Raw genomic sequence first — 24,268 nt, 5'->3', positions numbered from 1 at the left:
ATGGAATGTGGGCGTTATTTAGCGATTTTACAATCAAACATTAAACGACTGTATTTTACCATCCAGCTCTTCGGCATTGGTCTGCATGATTTCGGAGGTTTCAAGCAGCTCGCCGACAACCACAACCGAAGCTTCAACCAGTTCACGGACATTGGTCAGGTTCTGGTTCATCTCTTCAGCAACCGTACTCTGCTGACCCGCAGCGGTGGCGATCTGGAAGTTCATGTCGTTGATTTCACTTACCTGAGCCACAATACCATCAAGCTCGGTGCCAGCATTGGTAACCAGGTCGACCCCTTCAGCCGCTTCCACAACACTTTTTTCCATCAGCTCTACCGCAGAATTGGCACTGCTTTGTAGCTGAGTAATCATTTCCTGAATTTCAACTGTTGCTTGCTGAGTACGTTGTGCAAGATTTCGAACTTCGTCGGCGACGACTGCGAAACCACGACCTGCTTCACCAGCACGAGCCGCCTCAATAGCCGCATTCAATGCCAACAGGTTAGTCTGCTCAGAAATCCCCTGAATCGTTCCTACTACGCTACCAATGGATTCAACACGCTCTTCCACTTGGTTAACTGCTTGTGCCGACTCGGAAATGTCTCCTGATAGCTCACTCATTTTGCCAACTGTGTCCTGAACAAATCGTTGACCTTGCTGAGCTTGTTGAGAGGCATTTTCTGTCACAGATGAAGCGTTTTGTGCATGCTCTGCGACGGTTTGCACCGTTGTTGTCATCTCGCTCATCGCAGTTGCGAGCTGGTCGATTTCGTTAAACTCTTCTTGTGCCGATTCTTTTGTCTCAGACATGCTGATCGTCATGACTTCGGTAAGACCAGACAACTCTTGTGATGAGTCGATCTGCATCTTGATCACTTCTTGCAACTGAGCTCGTGTCTTTTCCAGCTCGCGAGCCAGATCGCCGTACTCATCTTTGCATTCCATGTTGATCGGTGTGGAAAGATCTTTGTCCGCCATACGCTGGATGCTGGATGCGATGTATTGAGTCTGGCGAAGCATGATTCTTGCCGCGCCCAGTAGCAATACAACAAATACGATGATCATCACAATGGTTTGCCAGAACACTTGCATTAGGTATTCGTCGTAACGCATCTGTGCAACATCGCCGCTTTGCGAGGCGACAACAAACCAGTCGGCACCATTGATCTTACTGGCATATTCAAAACGATTACCGTTTTCCAGCTCAAAACCAAAGCCCGAAGAAGCACTACCAATCAGACTGGAAAGCTGTTGACCATTTTCTGTGGTTTGAGAAAGATCCGAGATTTGTCTGGCAGAAGGATGACCTAATACCTTGCCAGTATTGCGTTCCACCAGATAAACATAGTGATAGTTGTCTGAATTCTTAACCAGAGCGGTGATTGTTTTTTCTGCCAGAGACTTGGCATCTGAACCGTTACTCGCTAATACGCTATCAATAAATGAAGCTTGAGCGTGAGAAACTTCTTTGGCTTGGTCTTTTTGGACAATTACCAAGGAGTCATAAAAAGTGCTCGCATCCCACAATTGTTTCGCAATGATCAAAACGGTACTGAATACCATCAACATTACGAGTTTTGGGACCAAACGAATGTCAGTAATGACTCGTTCCCACGGCTTGAATTTCATGCTCGCCATCGCACCTACTCCACCTTTTGTTCATCTTTCATTGCGAACGTTCATTTTTAATAGGGCACGAACGTTGCCGCATTCCTTATAAGACGTAGCTTTATCGTTGTTGAGGATTTATTTTACGCCTCGTATGAAAAAAGCATGATAACAAAGACATCAGACAGTCATTGAGCTACCAGTCACTTTTCGTCTACGGATTGCCCTAATTGTGATCCAATGCTTGTTGTTCACGCATTTTGTTGAGAAACCCGTGATTTTTGTATCGGCATTGATACAGAAACCTGAAGTAACTTTTTGAGTTAGATAAAGAAATGAGCTCGAATTGAGCTAAAAAATAAAGAGCTGATATTAAACTTGTCACATAGATTACCCAAGTGATGGAAATTCACTTGGGTAATGGATTTTAGATTTTTGCTATTTATTGCCAGTAAGGTGTGGCATCGATGCTCATCTGGCGAGTCTGTTCCATGGCATGCAAGATGGAGTTCTCCTGGCGAATCAGCCAACGCTCCAGTTGCGCTTGCTCATCACCTTCCAATTGCTCCAACAACGCATGCAAAGGTTCTAACATTAAAAGATCATCAATTCCCTGCCTGAGATCTTCCCATGGCAGCCGGAAAGCATTGCGGTCTTCAAAGTCATAAATAGCTGCGAAGCAGACGCCAGTGTAAAGATTGCGGGTCAATCGGTATTGCTGGTCAATGTATTCCTGTCGGTTCAATTGACGCTCCGGTGGAAACGCTTCAACCAGCTCAGCCCAAGTTCTGTCGAGTTGTTTTGCCGAGAACTGTCGCACACCTTGTGCCATTTTCTCTCTTGCTTTGTCATCAAGAAACGGCTGCCAGCCACGGGTCAGAATCCAGCGGCTCAGATCCAACAACAAACCTGTGTAGCGCGATGAACAAAGTAACTTAAGTGCCTGTTCTCTGTCTGGCAGGGCGTCCCGTTGAATACCAAGCTGATCCACCAGCCATTTCCGAGCATCCAGTTTACGCAGAACGTGCCCTTTGTCTTCCATCAGATCGTCAAGGTAAACCGCAGTTTTCAACCAGTTCAGTTCTTCTTCTAGCCACATCAGTTCTTGGCGAAGAATTGCACTGGCGCGGCGGGGGACAATGCCGCCAAACACAGAAAGAGTCTGACGAATGAATCCGATGGAATGTGCAATTTCATGAAGCGCGTTGAATTCATCACGCTCAACATAAATTTGTTCGTGATAATGCCAATGTTCCAGTGCATGTTCTAACGACTGAATGAAGCAGTATTCCGCGTTGTGCGAAGTTTCTGTAGAAACCAGAGGTAGCGGTTTTACTTTGTCACCTTCATAACCATAAGCAAGTCGGTAACCGCGTGCGGCTTTGCTTAAGTTACCTAATCGCATCCCACCATTTTCACTCAAGTTGCGGGCGAGATTGAAAAGCGCATCTGTCTGACCAGACTTAAGCTCAAGTTCAACTTCACAGATCTCATCCCGGTTGCCACTTGCACTCACCCACCCCTGATCAAACGCGACTTCAACCTGACTGCCGTCAGACATACTGATAAGCCATTGCTCGCGTTTGAAATCGGTAGAAAAAATGGGAGTAAGCTCTTGCTGAAGCACGTCTAATTCTTTGCCTACTGGCCATATGTCGTTAGGATGAAGTGTCAGGTCGGGAGAATTGCTGGAATGTTCTGCATTATATTCAGGTCGTTGATGCAAACCTGCGACAACACGCCCTGCGGTTTTGACTGTCTGAACAAAGACATCGTCGTAGCGTCGAATCCGTAGGCCAGTGTCGTGTTGTCTTAACCAATTATCCGGTGTATCAAAGTAGGTGTTACCCAGCTCTCGACAACTGTGCTGAAGAACTTTTTCCTCAGCTATTTTGGCAACCAAAGTCGTTGAAAATTCAGGTGAAACAAAAAACTTCAGTTCTATCTCGGTTTCCATATTTTTACCTTTAACGGATGACCCTGACAGCATATTGCCTAATACCATCATCGGCAAGTGGCAAATATAGCCCAAATGATGATCTAAAACAGTTTTAATGATGGATTGATTAGGTTAACATGCGCGACTTTATAGCCATCGTTCAAGATTTCGCCTTATGGCAGAAGTTTCTATAGGTTATATTTTTTAGGTTGAATAACCATGCCAGTAAATACAATTATGGGGTTATTTGCAAAGTCCCCAATTAAACCTTTGCAACGCCACGTTGTGTGTGTGAATGAGTGCTGCTCCCACCTGGTAAATTTCTTTGAAGTTTGCTCTCAGGGCGATTGGGAAAAAGCCAGTGAAATTCGCGCACAAATTTCTCATCTGGAGAAGGAAGCGGATTCCCTTAAGCGAGAAATTCGCTTAAAGCTGCCTCGTGGTTTGTTCTTACCTGTAGACCGCACAGACATGCTTGAACTGCTGACTCAGCAAGACAAGCTGGCCAATCTGGCGAAGGATATTGCCGGTCGCGTCGTCGGACGTCAGCTGCAAATTCCAGAGCCGCTTCAGGAAAACTTCATTTTGTATGTCAAACGTTGCCTTGATGCTGCCGAGCAGGCGCAGAAAGTGATCAACGAACTGGACGAATTACTGGAAACTGGCTTTAAGGGTCGCGAAGTCACTTTGGTGGCAGAGATGATCCATCAACTGGATGCCATCGAAGATGATACAGATGCCATGCAGATTGAACTGCGCCAGCAACTTATGGCGATCGAATCGAAGTACAATCCGATCGACATCATGTTCTTATACAAGATTTTAGAATGGGTAGGTGGCATCGCCGATCAAGCTCAGCGCGTTGGCGCAAGGCTTGAGCTGATGTTATCTCGTTCATAAACGAAAACTGAAACACATAACATGAGATGGGATTGTAATAAGGCGCACGGAGAGCTTGTGTGCCTTTCTTGTGCGCTTGTACAAAACTCCCCTCATACGTTATCCAACAACTAGGTATTACGATGGATATCCTCGCGAACTACGGCACTATCATTATTTTAGTTGCAGCATTATTTGGCTTCATGATGGCTATCGGTATTGGTGCAAATGATGTAGCAAACGCCATGGGTACATCAGTCGGCTCAAAAGCGCTGACTGTAAAACAAGCGATCATCATCGCGATGATTTTCGAATTTGCCGGTGCTTACTTAGCAGGCGGTGAAGTAACGGATACGATCCGTAAAGGGGTAATCGAAACCTCTCTGTTTGCTGATCAGCCAGACGTTTTGGTCTACGGTATGATGTCTGCCCTTCTGGCAGCGGGTACCTGGCTACTATTGGCTTCCTACATGGGCTGGCCAGTATCTACAACACACTCTATCATTGGTGCCATTATTGGTTTCGCCTGTATCTCCGTTGGTACTGAAGCCGTTGACTGGGCCTCTGTTCAAGGCATCGTAGGTAGCTGGATCATCACGCCAATCATTTCTGGTTTCTTCGCTTACGTGATCTTTGTGAGTGCACAGCGCCTGATTTTCGATACGGAAAACCCACTGATCAACGCGAAACGCTTTGTCCCTGTGTACATGTTCATTACCACCATGGTTATTGCGCTTGTTACTATCAAAAAAGGTCTAAAACACGTTGGCTTACACCTGAGCAACACAGAAGCATGGCTATGGTCTGCCGGTGTCTCTGGTCTAATTATGATCGGCGGTTACCTGTACATTCAGAAGAAATTTGCTCACCGCGAAGACGACCACAGTTTTGCTGGCGTTGAAAGTATCTTTAGCGTACTGATGGTTATCACTGCGTGTGCCATGGCTTTTGCACATGGTTCTAACGACGTTGCGAACGCAATCGGTCCTCTTTCAGCGGTAGTATCCACAGTTGAAAATCTGGGTGAAATCACCACGAAAAGCTCTATTGCCTGGTGGATCCTTCCTCTTGGTGGTATTGGTATTGTTGTCGGTCTGGCGACTATGGGTCACAAAGTAATGGCTACCGTAGGTACAGGCATTACAGAACTGACTCCAAGCCGTGGTTTCGCTGCTCAGCTTGCAACAGCTTCAACCGTTGTTCTGGCATCGGGTACTGGTCTGCCAATTTCAACTACTCAAACTTTGGTCGGTGCGGTTCTGGGTGTAGGTTTCGCCCGTGGTATCGCAGCACTGAACCTAGGTGTAGTGCGTAATATCGTTGCTTCCTGGGTCGTAACACTACCAGCAGGCGCGCTGCTTGCTGTTGTGTTCTTCTATGCAATCCAAGGGATGTTTATGTAAGGCTTTTGTTAGCCACATGTCATTATTGACTCAAACGCACAGAAAGGGAGGCTTTGCCTCCCTCTTTTGTTGCACCAGTGCCTGAAACTTCATACTATCTGTGTCTAATTAAGAATAAAGGGGTAGCGTCAAAGTGTTATCCCACCTCATCATCAGTTAAGGGACGTACCGTGAAAAAACTTATTTGTCTGGTCCTCTTTAGCATGCTTGCCGCACCAGTCAGTTTTGCCAAAGACCGCTACATTTCAGACAACCTATTCACTTACATGCACGCTGGACCGAGTAACCAGTTTCGTATTATTGGCAGTGTAAATGCAGGCGACAAAATTACCTTAGTCGCGACAAACCGTGAAACAGGATACAGCCAGGTCGTTGACTCAAAAGGTCGTAAGGGTTGGGTAGAAAGCAAATACGTATCGACCAGACCAAGCATGGCAGAACGCTTACCTAAGCTGGAAAAAGAGCTGGGTGAAGTAAAAGAGAAGCTGGCTAACGCCCGTAAAAATTCAGATGATGAAAAAGCAGGGCTGGTGGATTCTCTTGAATCGCGTAATGAACAAATCAAAGAGCTTGAGAAAAACTACGCAGACATGAACAAGCAGTTGACCGCGTCTCAGAGCGAAGTACGTGAACTGCGCGCCAAGCTAGACACTCAAAAAGAAGACTTGCTGCTTAAGTACTTCATGTACGGTGGTGGTGTTGCCGGAATTGGACTTATCTTGGGTTTGATTCTTCCGCACCTTATCCCGCGTAGAAAGAAATCCCCTTCTGGTTGGGCATAATTGAATTATCTAGATTCTGATGACATTAAAAAGGGCTCCTCTCGGAGCCCTTTTGCTATTTAACCTGTTCTCGGGATAAGAGAATAGCTAACGCCACTCATACAATGCAGGGATTTCTATCTTCTCCCCTTCAAAGTCCACCACTACGGTTCTTGGAGTGATACTTTCAATCTTGACTCGCTCATCCACCCAATCGCCTTCTTTCACTTCCTGACCATTGACCTTCACCCAACGTCTGTCACTGCTTGAGGCGTACATGTGAGTCTGAAGGTTCAGCGCGGGTAATTTTCCACGAAAACGACGTTCATTCCCCACTAACTCTGTGACTTCATATTGAGCATCGTCCCGATCGCGCGAACTTCCGGAGGTAGATGTGTCGCTGATCGCAGACTGAACCATTTGCGCCAACTCAGGAGAGAGTTCAGACAAATCAAGATTATCCAGCGACTCACCTGAGCGTTCAGGCTTGGCAGATTCCGTTTCTACAGGTTGGTAGACAAATTCCTGTGGCGTATTGTCAACAAGTTGCCCGTCAACCGCTGGAAGCGCCACAAGTTCACCAAACTGAGGAAAGTCCAGAATCTTAGCCTGCTGCACTTTCACACTTTCAACCTGAACAATAGGAGACGTGTCTGGCTGGTAGTTTAAGTAGTGCCAACTGGCAACCAAAATCGCCGGAGTGAACAGTATGACTGTTTTAAAAAATCCAGACCCACTTGCTGCTCGTGCTGGTTCTGCGCGAACCTGAGCCGCCTGAGGACGCTGATACCCCGATTCTGTTTGCTTGAGCCTTTGCAATACATTAGACATCGGTTGGCTCCTCTTTCTTTGGCGTTAATGTGGGTGCCGATTCATTGGTGATCAAATCCAAAAGCTGCAATGTTTTTGCTCCGACTATTCCATCCACAAACAACCCCTGCCAACGCTGAAACGCCTCCACTTTCTCTTTGAGGCTTTCATCGAAAATGCTGTTACTTTCTGAGCTTTCCCCAAGAGCCTTCGAAAGCATACCTTCTAACGCCGCCACAGGCCCACCCTGATTTCCTAACTTTAAGGTCTGAGCGATAGGGTCGTGCCAGATTGTTCGATACTCTCCTGCCCACTTTTCTTCTAGCCAGAAGCGGGGAATTTCCACTCGCTCATCGCCTAGAAGCAGTTGCGCGTTATCGTTGTTCAGGGAGAACAACACAGCGTAATGACGTTGGTTATTCACGTTCAGTGCAAACACCACTGGGCGATTCTGCTTGCCCACTTCATCCAAGGTGCCCGTTTCAACGGTACAGTAATAGGCTGACTCTGTCCTTTCGCATTCAGAATCTCTTACCGAGCCCTGAAGCCCCCAGACATTAAATAGCTTCAACGTTGCTGCAATCGCATCATGACTGCCAGACAATATGGGAGAGAGCGTCTGCTCAACTGGCACTTTGACTGTCTGAGTTTCTACACGTACTTCCCTTGGCGCTTCTGGCATCCATTTTTGTAGGGCAAGTGGCGTAGCAAAGTAAGAAAAAGCTGCCAGTGCAGCACTCGAACCCAATAACATCAGAGAGGGTAGCACACTAGTTCGTGAGGATTTTGTGGTTATGACTGATTCGACAGGTGCTTGAAATGCCATCACGTCTTCACTCGCCGCCTGAGCGATCGTCTTATTCACCGTTTTCACGCCACTTTGGCTGGCGTATTGAAGGCACTTGTCACACACCAGGTTAATCAACCTTGGAATGCCCTGAGTAAATCGGGCTATGGTTTTCACCGCAGCAGGTTCAAACAGTTCAGAAGACCCATTCGCCAGCGCCAGACGAAAGTCAATGTATTCGCCGATTTCCGCGGGATTAAGCGGCAATAAGTGATAACGCCCTGTTATCCTTTGCGCTAACTGACGCAGCTCTGTGGTTTGCAATTTGGCTTGCAGTTCTGGCTGACCGATTAACAACACTTTCAACAGTTTCTGGCTGTCAGTTTCAAGGTTGGTCAGCAATCTGAGCTGCTCTAGAACGTCAGGTAAGAGGTGCTGTGCTTCATCAATAATCAGAAGCGTCTGAAACCCGTTGTCATGGTTGTCGAGCAGGAATTGCTGAATCGACTGAGTCAGAATCTTCAGAGAAGCTTCATCTGGATACTCAATCCCAAACTCATCACAAATCGCTTCAAGTAAATCCTGACTGGAATAGGTAGGGTTGAGAATCAACGCTGCTTTGGTCTCTTCACCCAGAGCAGACAACATGGCTTTTGACACGGTAGTTTTCCCCGTGCCTACTTCGCCCGTCAGCATCGCAAAACCGCCCCCCTCACCTAAACCGGATTGAAGGTGGTTCATCGCTTCACGATGACGAGCGCTTAAATACAGGTACTTTGAACTGGGTACTATTGAGAATGGCAATTCAGTAAAACCGAAAAAATCCTTATACATGCTCATCTCTCTTCGCTAAGATTCTGGCAAATTACCATTGTGACGAGGTTTGTAAAGCCTCACGACAAATTAGGGAGTCAAACTTGGACGTATATTTAGTCGGTGGCGCCGTTCGTGACCAATTACTGGGCATTTCTGTCCACGACAAAGATTGGGTAGTCGTAGGCAGTTCACCTGAACAAATGCTGTCACAAGGCTTTCAGACCGTAGGGAAAGACTTTCCGGTTTACCTGCACCCTAAGACTCATGAAGAGTACGCACTAGCGCGAACAGAACGTAAATCAGGTCATGGGTACACCGGATTCGAATGTCACTTTTCTCCTGATGTGACCATCGAAGATGATCTTCTGCGTCGTGATTTAACGATCAATGCCATGGCACAGCATGAAGACGGCACTATTATCGACCCCTATGGCGGGCAACAAGATCTTCAAAACAAAGTGCTAAGACACGTATCGGATGCGTTTGTCGAAGATCCATTACGCGTTCTTCGTGTTGCGCGTTTTGCCGCCAAGCTTGCGCCTTTAGGATTTACCGTGGCGGATGAAACCCTAGAATTAATGAGCAAGATAGCGCAATCCGGAGAACTCTCACACCTGACAGCGGAGAGGGTCTGGCAGGAATGGCATAAGTCTCTCACTACCGAAAGACCTGACGTTTTTCTTGAAGTGCTCAGACAATGTGGCGCTATGAAAGTCGTTCTTCCTGAATTGGATGTTCTGTTTGGTGTACCACAGCCTGCGCAATGGCATCCGGAAATTGATACGGGGATCCACACTTTAATGGTTGCAAGGCAGGCTGCCGATTTGAGCAAGGATCCAGTCATTCGCTTCGCCGCACAGGTGCATGATCTTGGAAAAGGCGTGACACCGGAGGAAGAATGGCCAAGTCATAAAATGCACTGCCATACCGGTCTCAAAGTGATCAAGCAGCTGTGTAGTCGCATCAAGATCCCAAATGAATATCGCGACACGGCTTTGGTGGTGTGCGAACACCACACCAACATTCACAGAGTAGAAGAACTTCGAGCGAATACGAAACTCAAGATCCTCAATAAACTGGATGTATGGCGAAAACCTGAAAGGCTAAAGCAACTGTTGATCTGTTGTGAGGCGGATCATCGTGGACGTTTAGGTTTGGAAGACAACCCCTACCCTCAGACCCACATTTTCAATCAAGCCTACCAAGCGGCATTAAGAGCCGACGTGCAAGATGTGATTCGGGATGGGTTTACCGGAAAGAACATCCGGGAAGAGCTAGACAGAAGACGCTTGAATTTTATTAAAGAAATATAAGCCACGAAAAAGCGCCACCTTCTAAGAAAGTGGCGCTTTTTGCTCTAAGCTCTAAGCTCTAAGCTCTAAGCTCTAAGCTCTAAGCTCTAAGAAATTATTCTTGAGGTACCACTTTACCAATGTAAGGCAAGTTACGGTATTTCTGAGCGTAATCAATACCAACACCGACAACAAACTCGTCTGGGATTTCAAAACCGATAAATTTCGCATCTACTTCCACTTCACGACGAGAAGGCTTATCCAGCAACGTACAGATTTGAATAGACGCAGGCTCACGAATCTCAAGGATCTCACAAACTTTGCTTAGCGTATTACCTGTATCGATGATGTCTTCCACCAGCAGCACGTCTTTGTCCTTAATGTCGTCATCCAGATCTTTCAGGATGCGGACATCGCGTGAACTTTCCATCGCATTGCCGTAACTTGATGCTGTCATAAAGTCCACGGTGTGGTTTTGACCGATAGTACGGGTAAGGTCAGCCATAAAAACAAACGAACCACGCAGCAGTCCCACCAGCACCAGTTCTTTGTCTGAGTTCTTGTAATGTTCGGTGATTTTCTCGCCCAATTCGACAACGCGCTTCTGAACATCTTGCTCAGAAATCATGACTTCAACTGTATGTTTCATACTGCTCTCAATTTATTAGTGACTGATTTTGTAGAATAAATCACATTATCTAAAATTTATATTTTCGTTAATGTGCGTCCATTAACACATTTTACCATTGCAAACTACTCAGGGAAATTTTTAACTTGGTCATGAAAATGAGTACTTTCCGACATTTCTTCATTGACACTTTTATATGCACCATTACACTCATAATGCAAATCTAATTATAAAATAATCATTAAACTTTATATGTTGGCAAGGAAATAAAAACTATGGATACAGTAAAAAAACGTCCAAGAACAAGGCTATCTCCACAAAAGCGTAAAGAACAGCTTCACGATATTGCTATCGAAGTGTTCGCAAAACGCGGCATCGGTCGCGGGGGTCACGCTGATATCGCAGAAATTGCACAGGTTTCTGTTGCAACCGTATTCAACTACTTCCAAACACGTGAAGATTTGGTTGATGAAGTACTGAGTCAGGTTGAAAAGCAATACGCGCTATTCATCAATGAAAGCTTGAAGGTTGACGCAACAGCTGAAGAAAACCTGACAAGCCTAACGCAAAACATCATCAAAGCGGCACTGGATGGCACTCACTGGATGAAAGTCTGGTTTGAGTGGAGCACATCCACTCGTGAAGAAGTGTGGCCACTGTTCCTGTCTAGCAACGAAGAGTCTCAAAAACGTATTGAAGACATGTTCCTGACAGCAATGGAGCGTGGTGAAGTATGTGACGAGCATAAAGCCGAAGACTTAGCGAAACTGCTTCACGGCATCTGCTACTCATTGTACGTACAGGCAAACCGTAACCCGGATCCTGAGTACTTAGAAGGTTTGGTTGGAAGCTTCCTTGGCATGCTTTGCATTTACAAGCAAGACCACTAATCATTAATCAAATACTGCTGAATTGAAAAACGGAGGGTTTACCCTCCGTTTTTATTTCCGTTAAACAAAATCGGGTTTTCAACACAACAAAAAAACCGCTGACAAGCAGCGGTTTTCATCATTCAGTATTAAGAAAAATTACTTTTTCTTCTTAACCGCTTTTTTGTTTGGAAGGTCAGTGATTGAACCTTCAAACACTTCTGCAGCCAGACCCACAGACTCATGCAGAGTTGGGTGAGCGTGGATAGTCAGAGCGATATCTTCTGCATCACAACCCATTTCGATTGCCAGACCGATTTCACCCAGTAGCTCACCACCGTTAGTACCAACGATAGCACCACCAATTACACGATGAGTGTCTTTGTCGAAGATAAGCTTAGTCATACCATCTGCACAGTCAGACGCGATTGCACGACCAGACGCTGCCCATGGGAAAGTTGCTGTTTCGTAGTTGATGCCTTCTGCTTTCGCTTCTTTCTCAGTCTTACCAACCCACGCCACTTCTGGCTCAGTGTAAGCGATTGAAGGAATAACTTTAGGATCGAAGTAGTGCTTCTTACCAGCAATAACTTCTGCAGCAACGTGACCTTCATGCACACCTTTGTGAGCCAGCATTGGCTGACCTACAACATCACCAATTGCGAAGATGTGAGGGATGTTAGTACGCATCTGCTTATCAACATTGATGAAGCCACGTTCGTCAATTTCGATGCCCGCTTTTTCGCCATCAATCAGAAGACCATTTGGCACACGGCCGATAGCAACAAGAACTGCATCGTAACGCTCAGCTTCTGCTGGCGCTTTCTTGCCTTCCATTGAAACGTAGATACCGTCTTCTTTCGCTTCAACCGCAGTTACTTTGGTTTCAAGCATCAGGTTAAATTTGTCTTTAACGCGCTTGGTGTAAACCTTAACGATGTCTTTGTCTGCAGCAGGAATAACCTGATCAAACATTTCAACAACGTCAACTTTTGAGCCAAGAGACTGGTAAACCGTACCCATTTCAAGACCGATGATACCACCGCCCATGATAAGCAGTTTGCCTGGAACTTCTTTCAGTTCAAGAGCATCCGTTGAATCCCAGATACGTGGGTCTTCATGTGGGATGAATGGCAGTTTAATTGGACGAGAACCAGCGGCAACGATAGCGTTGTCGAAGTTAACTGTAGTTGCTTCGCCTTCACCCTCTACAAGGATAGAATTAGGACCAGTGAACTTACCGTAGCCGTTAACAACAGTCACGTTACGCATCTTAGCCATACCGCCAAGACCGCCAGTCAGCTGGTTAACCACTTTTTCTTTCCAGATACGGATTTTGTTGATGTCCGTTTGTGGTTCACCAAATACCACACCGTGATCAGCCATTGCTTTCGCTTCTTCGATCACTTTTGATACGTGCAGCAGTGCTTTAGATGGGATACAACCCACGTTCAGACACACACCACCAAGGGTGGTGTAACGCTCGATAAGTACTGTTTCCAGACCTAGATCCGCACAACGGAATGCAGCAGAGTAACCAGCAGGACCAGAACCAAGTACAACAACTTGGGCTTTAATTTCTTTGCTCATTTTGACCTCTTGTAGTCATTATCCCTAACAGGCTGAGTGGGTGTTCAATGAATTCTTTTTAGAACGTTCTATTTTCAGACCGAAACAGTTTACAGAGTTGTTAAAGGTGTGAAAAGTAAATCCATTTAGCCTGTGAGCCAGACAACAGTTCGATTGTGAAACGCCTGTAGCGAACAAGGTTTAATCAAACTATTTTGAGTAACTAGAGGGCGGCATATAGCCGCCCTGTTTCAACCTATATTGACTTATAGCACCAAGCGGCGAATGTCGCTCAGGCAATTGTTCAAGTAAGTGATGAAGCGCGCACCTTCTGCGCCATCGATCACACGGTGATCGTAGGACAGAGAAAGCGGAAGCTGAAGACGAGGAGTGAAGTCTTTACCATTCCACACAGGCTTCATTTCAGACTTAGATACACCAAGGATACCTACTTCTGGAGCGTTTACGATTGGCGTAAATGCAGTACCGCCGATACCACCCAGGCTAGAGATAGTGAAACAGCCACCTTGCATATCACTTGCCGTTAGCTTGCCAGCACGTGCTTTCTTAGACACTGCCATCAGTTCTTCTGAAAGCTCGTAGATACCTTTCTTGTTCACATCTTTGAAGACAGGAACAACCAGACCATTTGGTGTATCTACTGCGATACCGATGTTCACGTATTTCTTCAGAATGATGCTTTCGCCGTCTTCTGATAGAGAAGAGTTGAACGCAGGGAAGGCTTCAAGTGCTTTAGCAGCAGCCTTCATGATGAACACAAGAGGTGTGATCTTCATTCCTGATTCTTTCTTCGCTTCAATCGCGTTCTGCTCTTTGCGGAATGCTTCAAGCTCTGTGATGTCTGCGTTGTCCCACTGTGTAACGTGAGGGATCATTACCCAGTTACGGTGTAGGTTCGCACCAGAAATCTTCTTAATCTTAGAAAGCTTCTGTACTTCAGTCTCACCGAACTTGCTGAAATCAACTTTCGGCCATGGTAATAGACCAAGTGCACTGCCGTCGCCACCTGATGCTCCCGCACCAGATTCAAGGCGCTTAAGCGCTTCTTTAACGTAGCTTTGAACGTCTTCTTTCAGGATACGGCTCTTACGACCCGTGCCTTTAACCTTAGACAGGTTAACGCCAAACTCACGAGCAAGACGACGAACCACTGGAGACGCATGTGCGTATTCGTTGTTTTCCTGGAAGTCGCCCGTTGATGCTGCTGGAGCAGCTTTTGGTGCTTCAGAAGGCGCTGGTGCTGCCGGTGCCGCTGGTGCTGGAGCCGCTTGAGCAGGAGCTGGCGCTGCTGCCGGAGCTGAGCCCGCTACTTCGAAGACCATGATTAGAGAGCCAGTAGACACTTTGTCGCCAGCTGCAATCTTAATCTCTTTTACCGTACCTACAAATGGTGCAGGAACTTCCATAGAAGCCTTATCGCCTTCTACAGTGATCAGAGATTGCTCTTCTTCAACTGTGTCGCCAACAGCAACCATGATTTCTGTCACTTCGACTTCGTCACCACCGATGTCTGGCACGTGAACTTCTTTCAGTTCTGCCGCTGCCGCAGGAGCTGGAGCCGCTTCAGCAGCTGGTGCTTCCGCCGCCGGAGCAGGCGCAGCTTCAGCTGCACCTTCTGCTTCGAAGACCATGATTAGAGAGCCAGTTGAAACAGAGTCACCTTCAGCAACTTTGATTTCTTTTACGATACCCGCTTGAGAAGCAGGAACTTCCATAGAAGCTTTATCACCTTCTACAGTGATCAGAGATTGTTCTTCTTCAACCTTGTCGCCAACGCTTACAAGAATTTCAGTAACTTCAACCTCATCGGCACCGATGTCAGGTACATTAATTTCGATAGCCATTGCTTATCTACCTTCTAAATTAAGCGTTGTCTTATGCGTATAGCGGGTTTGTTTTTTCAGTGTCGATGTCGAACTTCTTAATCGCTTCAACAACCACTGATTTCTCAACATCACCGCGCTTAGCAAGCTCAGTTAGTGCTGCTACCACTACATAGCCTGCATTCACTTCGAAGTGACGACGTAGGTTCTCACGGCTGTCTGAGCGACCAAAGCCATCAGTACCCAGAACCTTGTAAGACTCAGAAGGCATAAATGAACGAACTTGCTCTGCGTAGTTTTTCATGTAGTCCGTTGCTGCAATCGCAGGTTCAGTACCCATCACTTCTGTAATGTAAGGCACTTGCGCTTCTGCTTCTGGGTGAAGCATGTTGTAGCGCTCTGCTGCCTGACCATCACGAGTTAGTTCATTGAACGATGTAACAGAGAACACGTCAGATGCGACGCCATATTCTTCGCTTAGGATAGTCGCTGCTTTGCGCACTTCGTTCATGATAGTACCAGAGCCCATTAGCTGAACTTTAGACTTATCACCTGCGTAAGACTCAAGCTTGTAGATACCCTTACGAATGCCTTCTTCAGCGCCTTCTGGCATTGCTGGCATTGCGTAGTTTTCGTTCATTACCGTTAGGTAGTAGAACACGTTCTCTTGGTTCTCACCGTACATGCGACGGATACCGTCTTGCATGATTACCGCAACTTCATAAGCGAATGTTGGGTCGTAAGAGATACAGTTAGGAACCGTACCAGCCATGATGTGTGAGTGACCGTCTTCGTGCTGCAGACCTTCACCGTTAAGTGTTGTACGACCTGCTGTTGCACCCAATAGGAAGCCACGAGCTTGCTGGTCACCAGCCATCCATGCCATATCACCTACACGTTGGAAACCAAACATTGAGTAGTAGATGTAGAAAGGAATCATTGGTAGATCGTTGGTGCTGTACGAAGTCGCCGCAGCAACCCAAGAAGCCATTGAGCCTAACTCGTTGATACCTTCTTGTAGAACCTGACCAGAGGTCGCTTCTTTGTAGTAAGAAACGATGCCTTTATCTTCTGGCGTGTATTCCTGACCGTGTGGGTTGTAGATACCGATCTGACGGAATAGACCTTCCATACCGAACGTACGCGCTTCATCACAGATGATAGGAACAATGTTCTTACCAATGTTCTTGTTCTTAAGCAGAATGTTAAGGGTACGAACGTAAGCCATTGTTGTAGAGATGTCGCGCTTTTGCTCATCCAGCAAAGGCTTGAACTCTTCTAGCTCTGGTACTTTAAATTCTTGAGTAAATTTAGGCAGACGCTGTGGCGTGTAGCCTTTCAGTTCTTTACGACGAGCGTGCAGGTATTCGTACTCCGCTGAGCCTTCTTCAAGTTTCAGGTAAGGAAGTTCTTTAACCGCATCGTCAGTTAGGATGTCTTGAAGACCCAGACGATCACGTAGGTGCAGTACGTGAGTCATGTCCATCTTCTTAACCTGGTGCGCGATGTTCTTACCTTCAGCCGCTTCACCCATGCCGTAACCTTTAACAGTCTTCGCAAGGATTACCGTAGGACGACCTTTGGTGTCCGCTGCGTTTTTGTATGCCGCGTACAGTTTAGAAGACTCATGACCACCACGCTTAAGCGCGAAGATTTCGTCGTCAGTCATGTCAGCAACAAGTGCTGCTGTTTCTGGGTACTTACCAAAGAAGTGCTCACGTACGTATGCGCCATCTTTAGATTTAAATGTTTGGTAGTCACCGTCCACAGTTTCGTTCATTAGCTGTAGAAGCTTGCCAGTCGTATCTTTAGCAAGTAGTGCATCCCAGTTGCTACCCCAGATAACTTTAACAACGTTCCAGCCAGCGCCTTTGAACAGACCTTCTAGCTCTTGAATGATGCTACCGTTACCCATAACAGGGCCATCTAGACGCTGTAGGTTACAGTTCACTAGGAAACATAGGTTGTCCAGCTTCTCACGCGCAGCGAAGGAAAGAGAACCACGTGATTCTGGCTCATCCATCTCACCGTCGCCTAGGAACGCGTATACGCGTTGTGCAGACGTATCTTTCAGACCACGACCGTCAAGGTATTTAAGGAAACGAGCTTGGTAGATCGCTGAGATTGGACCAAGACCCATAGATACGGTTGGGAACTGCCAGAATTCAGGCATCAGTTTAGGGTGCGGGTATGACGGGATACCTTTGCCGTCTACTTCTTGACGGAAGTTGTCTAACTGCTCTTCAGTCAGACGACCTTCAACAAATGCACGCGAGTAGATACCAGGAGAAATGTGACCTTGGTAGTATACGAGATCGCCACCGTCCGTTTCATTTGGAGCACGGAAGAAGTGGTTGAAACATACTTCGTAAAATGCCGCAGAAGATTGGAAAGACGCCATGTGACCACCTAGGTCCAGGTCTTTCTTTGAGGCACGCAGAACAATCATGATTGCGTTCCAGCGGATGATAGAGCGAATACGGCGCTCTAGCGTGGTATCACCTGGGTAAGCAGGTTCTTGATCGGCTGGAATAGTGTTGATGTAGTTGGTTGTTATACCTGTTGGCATATCAACGCCATCTAGGCGTGCTTTGTCTAGAACTTGCTCTAGTAGGAACTGGGCACGCTCTACACCTTCTTCACGAACTACTGACTCAAGTGCTTGAAGCCATTCTTGAGTTTCAAGTGCGTCTACGTCATGCTTCATATCAGACATGGCGATCTATCCTTCTGTTGGTTGGATCTACTTTAAACTTGTAATAGCCGGTTATGACGGCTCATTACCTCGTTGAATTCGACGCAAAGAGCGTTCTCTTCGTGACTCCTCACGAGTCAAATCCAACAATGTTTCTTCGATATAAGCTAAGTGTGAATGAGACATTTCACGTGCCTTCTCAGGGTGACCTGAAACAATCGCATCCACAATATTAGCTCTGTGTTTACTGACTCTATCCACCACTTCATCGCGGCGGTGCAATAGTTTTAAATTCTGTAAGACATTCTGCTCAAGCAAAGGAGACAAGCTACGCACAATATGGAGCAATACCACGTTATGCGCCGCTTCGGTTAAGGCAATCAGAAACGCCATTACCGCAGAGGCTTCTGCTTCTACGTCTTTCTTCTCTTGCGCCTGGCGAATTTGCTCTAAGCAAAGCTGAATTCGCTCGAAGTCTTCATCGGTACCACGTAATGCCGCAAAGTATGCAGAAAGCCCTTCCATCGCATGGCGCGCTTCCAACAAGTCCAGTTGAGTTTCAGAATGGGTGGACAATAAATTCAGTAAAGGATCGGAGAAGCTCTTCCAAAGAGATTCACTCACGAAGGTTCCACCACCTTGACGACGGGTTAACAAACGCTTTGCTTCCAGCCTCTGAATTGCTTCTCGGACAGAAGGACGTGAAACATCAAATTGTTTCGCTAACTCCCTTTCCGGTGGCAATTGCTCGCCCGGAGAAAGTGTTCCTTCCAGTATCAACCGCTCCAACTCCTGCTCAATGACATCGGAGAGTTTCGGCTGACGAATCCTTTGATAAGCCATATTTATTGTTCTTCTACTCTTGCAGTCAATTGGTAATACCAATTTCAAATTGGGCGAAAAAATAACATAATTAAAACGATACTGTCCAGATAAAACTTGACTCACATCATTGAACGCGGCACAAATTAACCTGAATGCAACAAGAGCTTATTAAAACAGCAATAAAATTGGTCTTACCAATTAATATGTCGTTCTGTGTGACATAAATTAGAGTTATGACAATTTGTTTTTAATCGTAGGTTGAGCTTAGTCACAACTTATAGATTTGACATCTGGGAAAGCGACGGTTTCAGTTAACACACTGAAATAGTGCTACTTCGATCCAGAATTGAGAAGTTTGCGAAAATGCCGCCAGTCAAATGTGAGCCCAGGGTCAGATTTGCGAAGTGGCGCAATAAACTGATGACCAGTAATTCGATGGTCGGTCACTTGCGGGTATTTTTTTTGTATCAATTTGGTTAGCAGGATAAGCGACTGGTACTGAGTATCGGTATAGCTATCAAACTCACAGCCTTCCAGTTCGATTCCTATGGAGTAGTCATTGCAACGCTCCCTTCCAGCAAAACTCGACACGCCCGCATGCCAGGCTCTCTTATTAAAGGGGACGAACTGTACAATATTGCCATCTCGACGAATCAAGCAATGGGCGGAAACATTCAAATCCTTTATTACTTTAAAAAAGGGATGGAGGGTGCTGTCTAACTTCCCTTCAAAAAACGCTTCTATATAAGTGCCCGTATAGTCTCTGGGAGGCAGGCTAATGTGATGAAGTACAAGTAACGATATGTCTTCTTCGTTTGAACGCGAATCACAAAAAGGCGAAGGTACCCGTTTTACGTCTGTTAACCATTGTGTTTCATCAATCTGCATTACTTTTACGCCCCATGCCCTTCTTGTTTTGTCAGCAAAGTATAAAGGAGTGAGAGAAATAGCTGAATTCTCACTTCTCAAAGAGTATCATTCACACCAATTAAACTTCACTTAACTCCCAAACTGCGATGAAACACACACACAATAGCGAAGAACGTCTTGAGTATTTGAAGCAGCAACTGCCACTAGAAATCACACGTTCGGTTGAAGACACAATTAAAGAAGACTTAGGTGGCACACTTGATCCTGCCGCTGACATTACCGCTGCTTTGATTCCTGAGGACGCACAAAACACAGCTACAATCATCACCCGAGAGCACGGTATTTTCTGTGGTCAGGCATGGGCTGATGAGGTATTTAAACAGTTGGGTGGTGAAGTAAAAATCGACTGGTACGTTAACGATGGCGACAAAGTGGAACCAAACCAGACACTTTGTACTTTGACTGGTCCTGCACGTATTCTGTTGACGGGTGAGCGCAATGCGATGAACTTTATTCAAACCCTCTCAGGTTGTGCGACCATTGTTGCTCAATACGCAGAAAAGCTTGAGGGGACAGGCTGTCGCCTTCTTGATACACGAAAAACCATTCCGGGTCTGCGCAGCGCTCTGAAATACGCCGTGACATGTGGCGGAGGATTCAATCATCGCATCGGTGTATTTGATGCTTACCTAATCAAAGAAAACCACATTCTGGCGTGTGGTGGTATTCAAAAAGCCATTGAAACCGCTAAAAACCTAAACCCCGGAAAACCCGTTGAAGTTGAAACGGAAAATCTTGATGAGTTACGCCAGGCCATCGATGCCGGCGCAGACATCATTATGCTGGACAATTTCTCCACTGACATGATGCGTGAAGCGGTCAAAATCAACAATGGCAAAGCCGCATTAGAAAACTCAGGGAACGTAACACTGGAGACCATCCGTGAATACGCTGAAACTGGCGTTGATTACATTTCCGTTGGCGCACTAACAAAACACCTCAAATCGATGGATTTATCCATGCGTTTTCAATAAGTTACACAGTAGACCATTATCACAAATCTGTCATCTTTTATAAAAATAAACTAACGGATGAAAAGAGAGCCTAGCTCTCTTTTTTGTTACCTATCGCAACCTTGCGAGACACATCACTCATCTCATTTGAAGTAACTCGCACAAGATTCGTAACCTCATGAAACAGCTGAAAAATTCTTAAAGCCTCCTCCAGCAATTCTTTAATTAGTGTTTCATTACCCTTGGCACGCTCATATTCTCGCCTTGTTTTTATACGACCTTTTAAATGGAGTTATTTATGAAAAATAAAAAACAACAGGGCTTTACGCTGATAGAGCTAATGATTGTTGTGGCGGTAATCGGAGTTTTAGCGGCAATTGCTGTACCTCAATATCAAAAATATGTAGGGAAGTCAGAAGCAGCAACAGCTTTGGCTTCCATCACTGGCCTAAGAACAAATGTTGAAACTTATGTGGTAGAAATGGGAGCTTTCCCTACAATATCCCAAGTAGTTCCACCATCTTCTGCTTTGGGCACTATTACCTTCCCTAATGCTGCGAGTGCAGCTGGTGATATCAAATTTGAGTTTAAAAGTACTGGTGTTAGCCCTTCTGTTGTAGGTAAACATGTAACACTGGTTCGCTCTAGCTCTGGAGGCTGGTCATGCTCTACTGACGTTGGTTCTGACATTAAACCCAAGGGCTGTTAACAATAATAATGCATACCAACTTAGCTAGCATTCTTCGCCAAGCTGATATTATTAGCGAAGAACATGAGCAAGCTATAGTCGAACGCATTGAAAGTTCCGGGGGCAGTGTCCCCGGAGCTATTCTTGCTCTTGGCATTCTTCCTTCTTTTGAGCTGACTCAGCATATTGCTGAGATTTTTGGTTTATCGGTCATCGAAACCAACCAATACGATTATACTCAGCTATGTGAGCAGTTAGGACTTCGAGACTTAATTACCCGTTACAACGCGTTACCCGTTGAATCCACTAATAACACGCTTTTTATTGCTTTATCGGACCCTACTGTCGTTGAAGCAGAAGAGGAATTTCGCTTTGCAACTAACCAACAAGTAGAAATATTGCTCTGCGACGAAAGAGAGCTTACAAGCTGTATTCGTCGCATGTATGGTAAGAATCGAGTTGAAAGCGGAACTGGTGGTAAAGAGATCACTCAAGACGAGTTAGCAGACCTGGTTCAAATCAGTGACGATGAATTTGAGTCTGTAGAAGACTTGAGTCAGGATGACGCCCCCGTAAGTCGTTTTATTCACCAGGTCCTTCTGGACGCTGTACGTAAAGGTGCATCGGATATTCACTTCGAGCCTTACGAAGACACATACCGCATCCGTATGCGATGCGATGGAATACTGATTCAGGCCAATAGCCCTGCTCCACAGCTCGGACGGCGTTTGGCTGCTAGGCTCAAAATTCTTTCTAAACTTGATATTGCCGAACGCCGACTTCCACAAGATGGTCGTATCAAACTCAGGCTAAGCGAAAAAGCCGCCATCGATCTGCGTGTATCCACACTGCCTACCCTATGGGGGGAGAAGGTGGTGCTTCGGTTATTGGACAGCAGCAGTGCTAATTTAAACATAGATATGCTTGGTTACAGTGCTGAGCAAAAAGCCCTTTATTTAGAAGCTTTACGCCGCCCCCAAGGAATGATTCTGATGACGGGACCTACTGGTAGCGGTAAGACCGTATCCTTGTACACCGGCTTAAGTATCCTCAACACCGTTGAAAGAAACATTTCCACAGCCGAAGACCCTGTCGAAATCAACCTTGCCGGAATCAATCAGGTTCAGGTTAGCCCTAAGATTGGGTTTACCTTTGCCGCAGCACTTAAGTCCTTTCTTCGACAAGATCCCGATATTGTTATGCTTGGAGAAATTCGAGATTTCGAAACCGCTGAAATTGCTATCAAGGCAGCGCAAACGGGTCACTTAGTGCTTTCTACATTACATACCAATTCTGCGGCTGAAACCGTTATTCGACTCGGTAATATGGGAGTTGAGCCATACAACTTAGCCTCATCTCTGAGCCTCATTATTGCTCAAAGGCTCGCAAGGCGGCTGTGCCCTCATTGCAAACAACCCCATCAATTACCTTCTACTGTATTGGAAAAACATTTAATCCCAGAAGACACCACTATTTATCAAGCTTCTGCTGAAGGCTGCGCAGACTGCAATGCGGGTTATAGCGGGCGTATAGGGATCTATGAAGTCATGCCGTTTGATACCGATATGCAGCAAGCCATTTCTCACAAAGCGAGTATTGTGGAGATAGAAAGCCTTGCAGTTAAAAATGGAATGAAAACATTAAGCCAGTCTGGAATTGAGATCCTCAAACAAGGAATAACCAGTTATCAAGAACTCCAACGCGTTCTGTATCTGTAAGGAGACATTTTGGAACAGTCATCCTCCCCAAAACTCAAACTGCACAACTTTAAATGGAAGGGTATCAATAGCTCTGGCAAGAAAGTGTCCGGGCAGTTTTTGGCTTTTACCGAAATAGAAGTAAGAGACAAACTTCGCACCCAACAAATTCAGATAAAAAAAGTCAGAAAGTCAGGTATTTCACTCCTTGATAAGCTCAGCCACAAAGTCAAAAAAAGAGACATAATGGTTTTCACCAGACAAATGGCGACCATGATGGGAACAGGTGTGCCTATTGTTCAGTCGTTGAAGATGGTGTCAGATAATCACAACAAAGCGGAAATGAAATCCATTTTGTCTCAAGTCACCAAAGCAGTAGAAGCTGGCACACCAATTTCTAAGGCATTAAGTACATCAAGCAGTCATTTTGATGGTTTCTATACTGACCTTATAGAGACAGGAGAGCAGACGGGTAACCTTTCGGAAGTTTTTGACCGTATTGCCACCTATCAGGAAAAAAGTGAACAGCTAAGATCCAAAGTCATCAAGGCAATGATTTACCCTGTAATGGTTATCTTAACAGCGATTGGTGTGACATTCTTAATGCTCAAATTTGTTATTCCTGAATTTGAAAAAATGTTTTCAGGGTTTGGAGCAGAATTGCCTTGGTTTACGCAACAAGTCCTCAAGCTCTCTCACATTGTCCAAAACGATGCCTGGAAGATGGCATTGGCGCTGATTGTTTTTAGCGTTGGCTTTAAACTATTAAGAAAGCGTTCTTTTAAGTTCCGGTTGAGGAGCTCTCGCTGGGGACTAAAATTTCCAATTGTGGGGGGCGTATTTAGTAAGGCAGCCATCGCCAAATTTAGCCGGACACTGGCCACCAGCTTTAACGCAGGCATTCCTATATTGAATGGTTTGAAAACCAGTGCCAAAACAGCGAGTAACCTGCATTATCAAGTCGCCATTGAACAGGTTTATAAAGACACAGCAGCCGGCATGCCCATATACATTGCCATGCGAAACACCGAAGCTTTCCCGGAAATGGTATTGCAAATGGTGATGATTGGAGAAGAATCCGGTTCGCTCGATGACATGCTCAATAAAGTCGCCAACGTCTATGAGTTTGAGGTTGATAACACAGTCGATAACCTTGGGAAGTTGCTTGAGCCTTTGATCATCATTTTCCTTGGGGTCGTCATTGGTGGTCTTGTCGTTTCTATGTACCTACCAGTATTTAACTTAATGAGTGTATTAGGCTAATATTCTGCTTCG

Annotated in this window: 19 protein-coding genes; 9 read left to right on the top strand and 10 right to left on the bottom strand. The window is 45.8% G+C overall.

Annotated features, from left to right (window positions below; translation table 11 throughout):
* Positions 1 to 33: 33 nt before the first annotated feature.
* Together INR79_RS02530 and INR79_RS02525 are read right to left on the bottom strand one after the other, a co-directional pair.
* On the bottom strand, positions 34 to 1,638 hold the full coding sequence (locus tag INR79_RS02530) for a methyl-accepting chemotaxis protein (RefSeq protein ID WP_223095906.1): 1,605 nt from the start codon (positions 1,636 to 1,638) through the stop codon (positions 34 to 36).
* Positions 1,639 to 2,050: 412 nt separating this feature from the next.
* The gene (locus INR79_RS02525) at positions 2,051 to 3,565 is read right to left on the bottom strand and encodes an inorganic triphosphatase (protein ID WP_223095904.1); all 1,515 of its coding nucleotides are present in this window, start codon (positions 3,563 to 3,565) and stop codon (positions 2,051 to 2,053) included.
* A 201-nt stretch (positions 3,566 to 3,766) separates the two neighbouring features.
* Between INR79_RS02525 and INR79_RS02520 the strand changes: the two genes are divergently transcribed.
* The 3 genes from INR79_RS02520 (at position 3,767) to INR79_RS02510 (ending at position 6,611) form a co-directional block, all read left to right on the top strand.
* Positions 3,767 to 4,447: a TIGR00153 family protein gene (locus INR79_RS02520; protein WP_004397676.1), complete on the top strand. Its 681-nt coding sequence runs from the start codon at positions 3,767 to 3,769 to the stop codon at positions 4,445 to 4,447.
* Positions 4,448 to 4,569: 122 nt separating this feature from the next.
* Positions 4,570 to 5,829, top strand: a complete 1,260-nt coding sequence (locus tag INR79_RS02515; protein WP_004397675.1) for an inorganic phosphate transporter — start codon at positions 4,570 to 4,572, stop codon at positions 5,827 to 5,829.
* A gap of 170 nt (positions 5,830 to 5,999) precedes the next feature.
* Positions 6,000 to 6,611 carry a TIGR04211 family SH3 domain-containing protein gene (locus tag INR79_RS02510; protein ID WP_004397674.1) on the top strand — a complete coding sequence of 204 codons (612 nt, stop codon included), beginning with the start codon at positions 6,000 to 6,002 and terminating at the stop codon, positions 6,609 to 6,611.
* An 87-nt stretch (positions 6,612 to 6,698) separates the two neighbouring features.
* On the opposite strand, the gene INR79_RS02505 is transcribed toward INR79_RS02510, so the two are convergent.
* On the bottom strand, positions 6,699 to 7,421 hold the full coding sequence (locus INR79_RS02505) for a general secretion pathway protein GspB (RefSeq protein ID WP_223095902.1): 723 nt from the start codon (positions 7,419 to 7,421) through the stop codon (positions 6,699 to 6,701).
* Positions 7,414 to 9,021, bottom strand: a complete 1,608-nt coding sequence (locus INR79_RS02500; protein WP_223095900.1) for an ExeA family protein — start codon at positions 9,019 to 9,021, stop codon at positions 7,414 to 7,416. Before INR79_RS02500 ends, INR79_RS02505 begins: the two co-directional genes overlap by 8 nt.
* 83 nt (positions 9,022 to 9,104) lie before the next feature.
* Between INR79_RS02500 and INR79_RS02495 the strand changes: the two genes are divergently transcribed.
* Complete coding sequence (locus tag INR79_RS02495; RefSeq protein ID WP_223095898.1) at positions 9,105 to 10,316, top strand: multifunctional CCA addition/repair protein; 1,212 nt, start codon at positions 9,105 to 9,107, stop codon at positions 10,314 to 10,316.
* 94 nt (positions 10,317 to 10,410) lie between these two features.
* Here the strand turns inward: INR79_RS02495 and hpt are convergent, their stop codons facing one another.
* On the bottom strand, positions 10,411 to 10,944 hold the full coding sequence (gene hpt / locus INR79_RS02490; protein ID WP_004397670.1) for a hypoxanthine phosphoribosyltransferase: 534 nt from the start codon (positions 10,942 to 10,944) through the stop codon (positions 10,411 to 10,413).
* A gap of 254 nt (positions 10,945 to 11,198) precedes the next feature.
* Between hpt and INR79_RS02485 the strand changes: the two genes are divergently transcribed.
* A complete protein-coding gene (locus tag INR79_RS02485) occupies positions 11,199 to 11,813 on the top strand; it encodes a TetR/AcrR family transcriptional regulator (RefSeq protein ID WP_004397669.1) in 615 nt (204 codons plus the stop codon).
* A gap of 138 nt (positions 11,814 to 11,951) precedes the next feature.
* Here INR79_RS02485 and lpdA read toward each other — a convergent pair whose 3' ends face one another.
* The 5 genes from lpdA to ampD all read right to left on the bottom strand — a co-directional run bounded on the left by lpdA (position 11,952) and on the right by ampD (position 19,613).
* The gene (gene lpdA, locus INR79_RS02480; protein ID WP_022589429.1) at positions 11,952 to 13,382 is read right to left on the bottom strand and encodes a dihydrolipoyl dehydrogenase; all 1,431 of its coding nucleotides are present in this window, start codon (positions 13,380 to 13,382) and stop codon (positions 11,952 to 11,954) included.
* 245 nt (positions 13,383 to 13,627) lie between these two features.
* Positions 13,628 to 15,226 (bottom strand): pyruvate dehydrogenase complex dihydrolipoyllysine-residue acetyltransferase, encoded by a 1,599-nt coding sequence (aceF, locus tag INR79_RS02475; protein WP_223095896.1) that lies wholly within the window; start codon positions 15,224 to 15,226, stop codon positions 13,628 to 13,630.
* A gap of 31 nt (positions 15,227 to 15,257) precedes the next feature.
* Positions 15,258 to 17,921 (bottom strand): pyruvate dehydrogenase (acetyl-transferring), homodimeric type, encoded by a 2,664-nt coding sequence (gene aceE, locus INR79_RS02470; RefSeq protein ID WP_022549581.1) that lies wholly within the window; start codon positions 17,919 to 17,921, stop codon positions 15,258 to 15,260.
* A gap of 51 nt (positions 17,922 to 17,972) precedes the next feature.
* Entirely contained in the window at positions 17,973 to 18,743 is a 771-nt protein-coding gene (gene pdhR / locus INR79_RS02465) for a pyruvate dehydrogenase complex transcriptional repressor PdhR (RefSeq protein ID WP_004397664.1), read from the bottom strand.
* A gap of 312 nt (positions 18,744 to 19,055) precedes the next feature.
* On the bottom strand, positions 19,056 to 19,613 hold the full coding sequence (ampD, locus tag INR79_RS02460; RefSeq protein ID WP_223095894.1) for a 1,6-anhydro-N-acetylmuramyl-L-alanine amidase AmpD: 558 nt from the start codon (positions 19,611 to 19,613) through the stop codon (positions 19,056 to 19,058).
* Positions 19,614 to 19,741: 128 nt separating this feature from the next.
* Between ampD and nadC the strand changes: the two genes are divergently transcribed.
* The 4 genes from nadC to INR79_RS02440 all read left to right on the top strand — a co-directional run bounded on the left by nadC (position 19,742) and on the right by INR79_RS02440 (position 24,256).
* Positions 19,742 to 20,629: a carboxylating nicotinate-nucleotide diphosphorylase gene (gene nadC, locus INR79_RS02455; RefSeq protein WP_223095892.1), complete on the top strand. Its 888-nt coding sequence runs from the start codon at positions 19,742 to 19,744 to the stop codon at positions 20,627 to 20,629.
* 277 nt (positions 20,630 to 20,906) lie between these two features.
* On the top strand, positions 20,907 to 21,317 hold the full coding sequence (locus INR79_RS02450; RefSeq protein ID WP_262415375.1) for a pilin: 411 nt from the start codon (positions 20,907 to 20,909) through the stop codon (positions 21,315 to 21,317).
* Between the two features lie 8 nt (positions 21,318 to 21,325).
* Positions 21,326 to 23,014, top strand: a complete 1,689-nt coding sequence (gene pilB / locus INR79_RS02445; protein WP_223095887.1) for a type IV-A pilus assembly ATPase PilB — start codon at positions 21,326 to 21,328, stop codon at positions 23,012 to 23,014.
* A 9-nt stretch (positions 23,015 to 23,023) separates the two neighbouring features.
* Complete coding sequence (locus INR79_RS02440) at positions 23,024 to 24,256, top strand: type II secretion system F family protein (protein ID WP_223095884.1); 1,233 nt, start codon at positions 23,024 to 23,026, stop codon at positions 24,254 to 24,256.
* The last annotated feature ends 12 nt before the right edge of the window (positions 24,257 to 24,268 follow it).

The sequence above is a fragment of the Vibrio sp. SCSIO 43132 genome (assembly GCF_019904195.1).
GTDB lineage: Bacteria > Pseudomonadota > Gammaproteobacteria > Enterobacterales > Vibrionaceae > Vibrio > Vibrio nigripulchritudo.
The sequence above is the reverse complement of the archived record's forward strand: the minus strand, read 5'-3'. Positions and strand labels throughout refer to the sequence as shown.

What these genes read in the sequence shown, in the direction of transcription:
- pilB (WP_223095887.1), top strand. Translation starts at nt 21,326, where the DNA reads ATGCATACCAACTTAGCTAGCATTCTTCGCCAAGCTGATATTATTAGC.
- aceF (WP_223095896.1), bottom strand. Translation starts at nt 15,226, where the DNA reads ATGGCTATCGAAATTAATGTACCTGACATCGGTGCCGATGAGGTTGAA.
- ampD (WP_223095894.1), bottom strand. Translation starts at nt 19,613, where the DNA reads ATGCAGATTGATGAAACACAATGGTTAACAGACGTAAAACGGGTACCT.
- nadC (WP_223095892.1), top strand. Translation starts at nt 19,742, where the DNA reads ATGAAACACACACACAATAGCGAAGAACGTCTTGAGTATTTGAAGCAG.
- INR79_RS02515 (WP_004397675.1), top strand. Translation starts at nt 4,570, where the DNA reads ATGGATATCCTCGCGAACTACGGCACTATCATTATTTTAGTTGCAGCA.
- lpdA (WP_022589429.1), bottom strand. Translation starts at nt 13,382, where the DNA reads ATGAGCAAAGAAATTAAAGCCCAAGTTGTTGTACTTGGTTCTGGTCCT.
- INR79_RS02500 (WP_223095900.1), bottom strand. Translation starts at nt 9,021, where the DNA reads ATGTATAAGGATTTTTTCGGTTTTACTGAATTGCCATTCTCAATAGTA.
- hpt (WP_004397670.1), bottom strand. Translation starts at nt 10,944, where the DNA reads ATGAAACATACAGTTGAAGTCATGATTTCTGAGCAAGATGTTCAGAAG.
- INR79_RS02450 (WP_262415375.1), top strand. Translation starts at nt 20,907, where the DNA reads ATGAAAAATAAAAAACAACAGGGCTTTACGCTGATAGAGCTAATGATT.
- aceE (WP_022549581.1), bottom strand. Translation starts at nt 17,921, where the DNA reads ATGTCTGATATGAAGCATGACGTAGACGCACTTGAAACTCAAGAATGG.
- INR79_RS02530 (WP_223095906.1), bottom strand. Translation starts at nt 1,638, where the DNA reads ATGGCGAGCATGAAATTCAAGCCGTGGGAACGAGTCATTACTGACATT.
- pdhR (WP_004397664.1), bottom strand. Translation starts at nt 18,743, where the DNA reads ATGGCTTATCAAAGGATTCGTCAGCCGAAACTCTCCGATGTCATTGAG.
- INR79_RS02505 (WP_223095902.1), bottom strand. Translation starts at nt 7,421, where the DNA reads ATGTCTAATGTATTGCAAAGGCTCAAGCAAACAGAATCGGGGTATCAG.
- INR79_RS02520 (WP_004397676.1), top strand. Translation starts at nt 3,767, where the DNA reads ATGCCAGTAAATACAATTATGGGGTTATTTGCAAAGTCCCCAATTAAA.
- INR79_RS02485 (WP_004397669.1), top strand. Translation starts at nt 11,199, where the DNA reads ATGGATACAGTAAAAAAACGTCCAAGAACAAGGCTATCTCCACAAAAG.
- INR79_RS02525 (WP_223095904.1), bottom strand. Translation starts at nt 3,565, where the DNA reads ATGGAAACCGAGATAGAACTGAAGTTTTTTGTTTCACCTGAATTTTCA.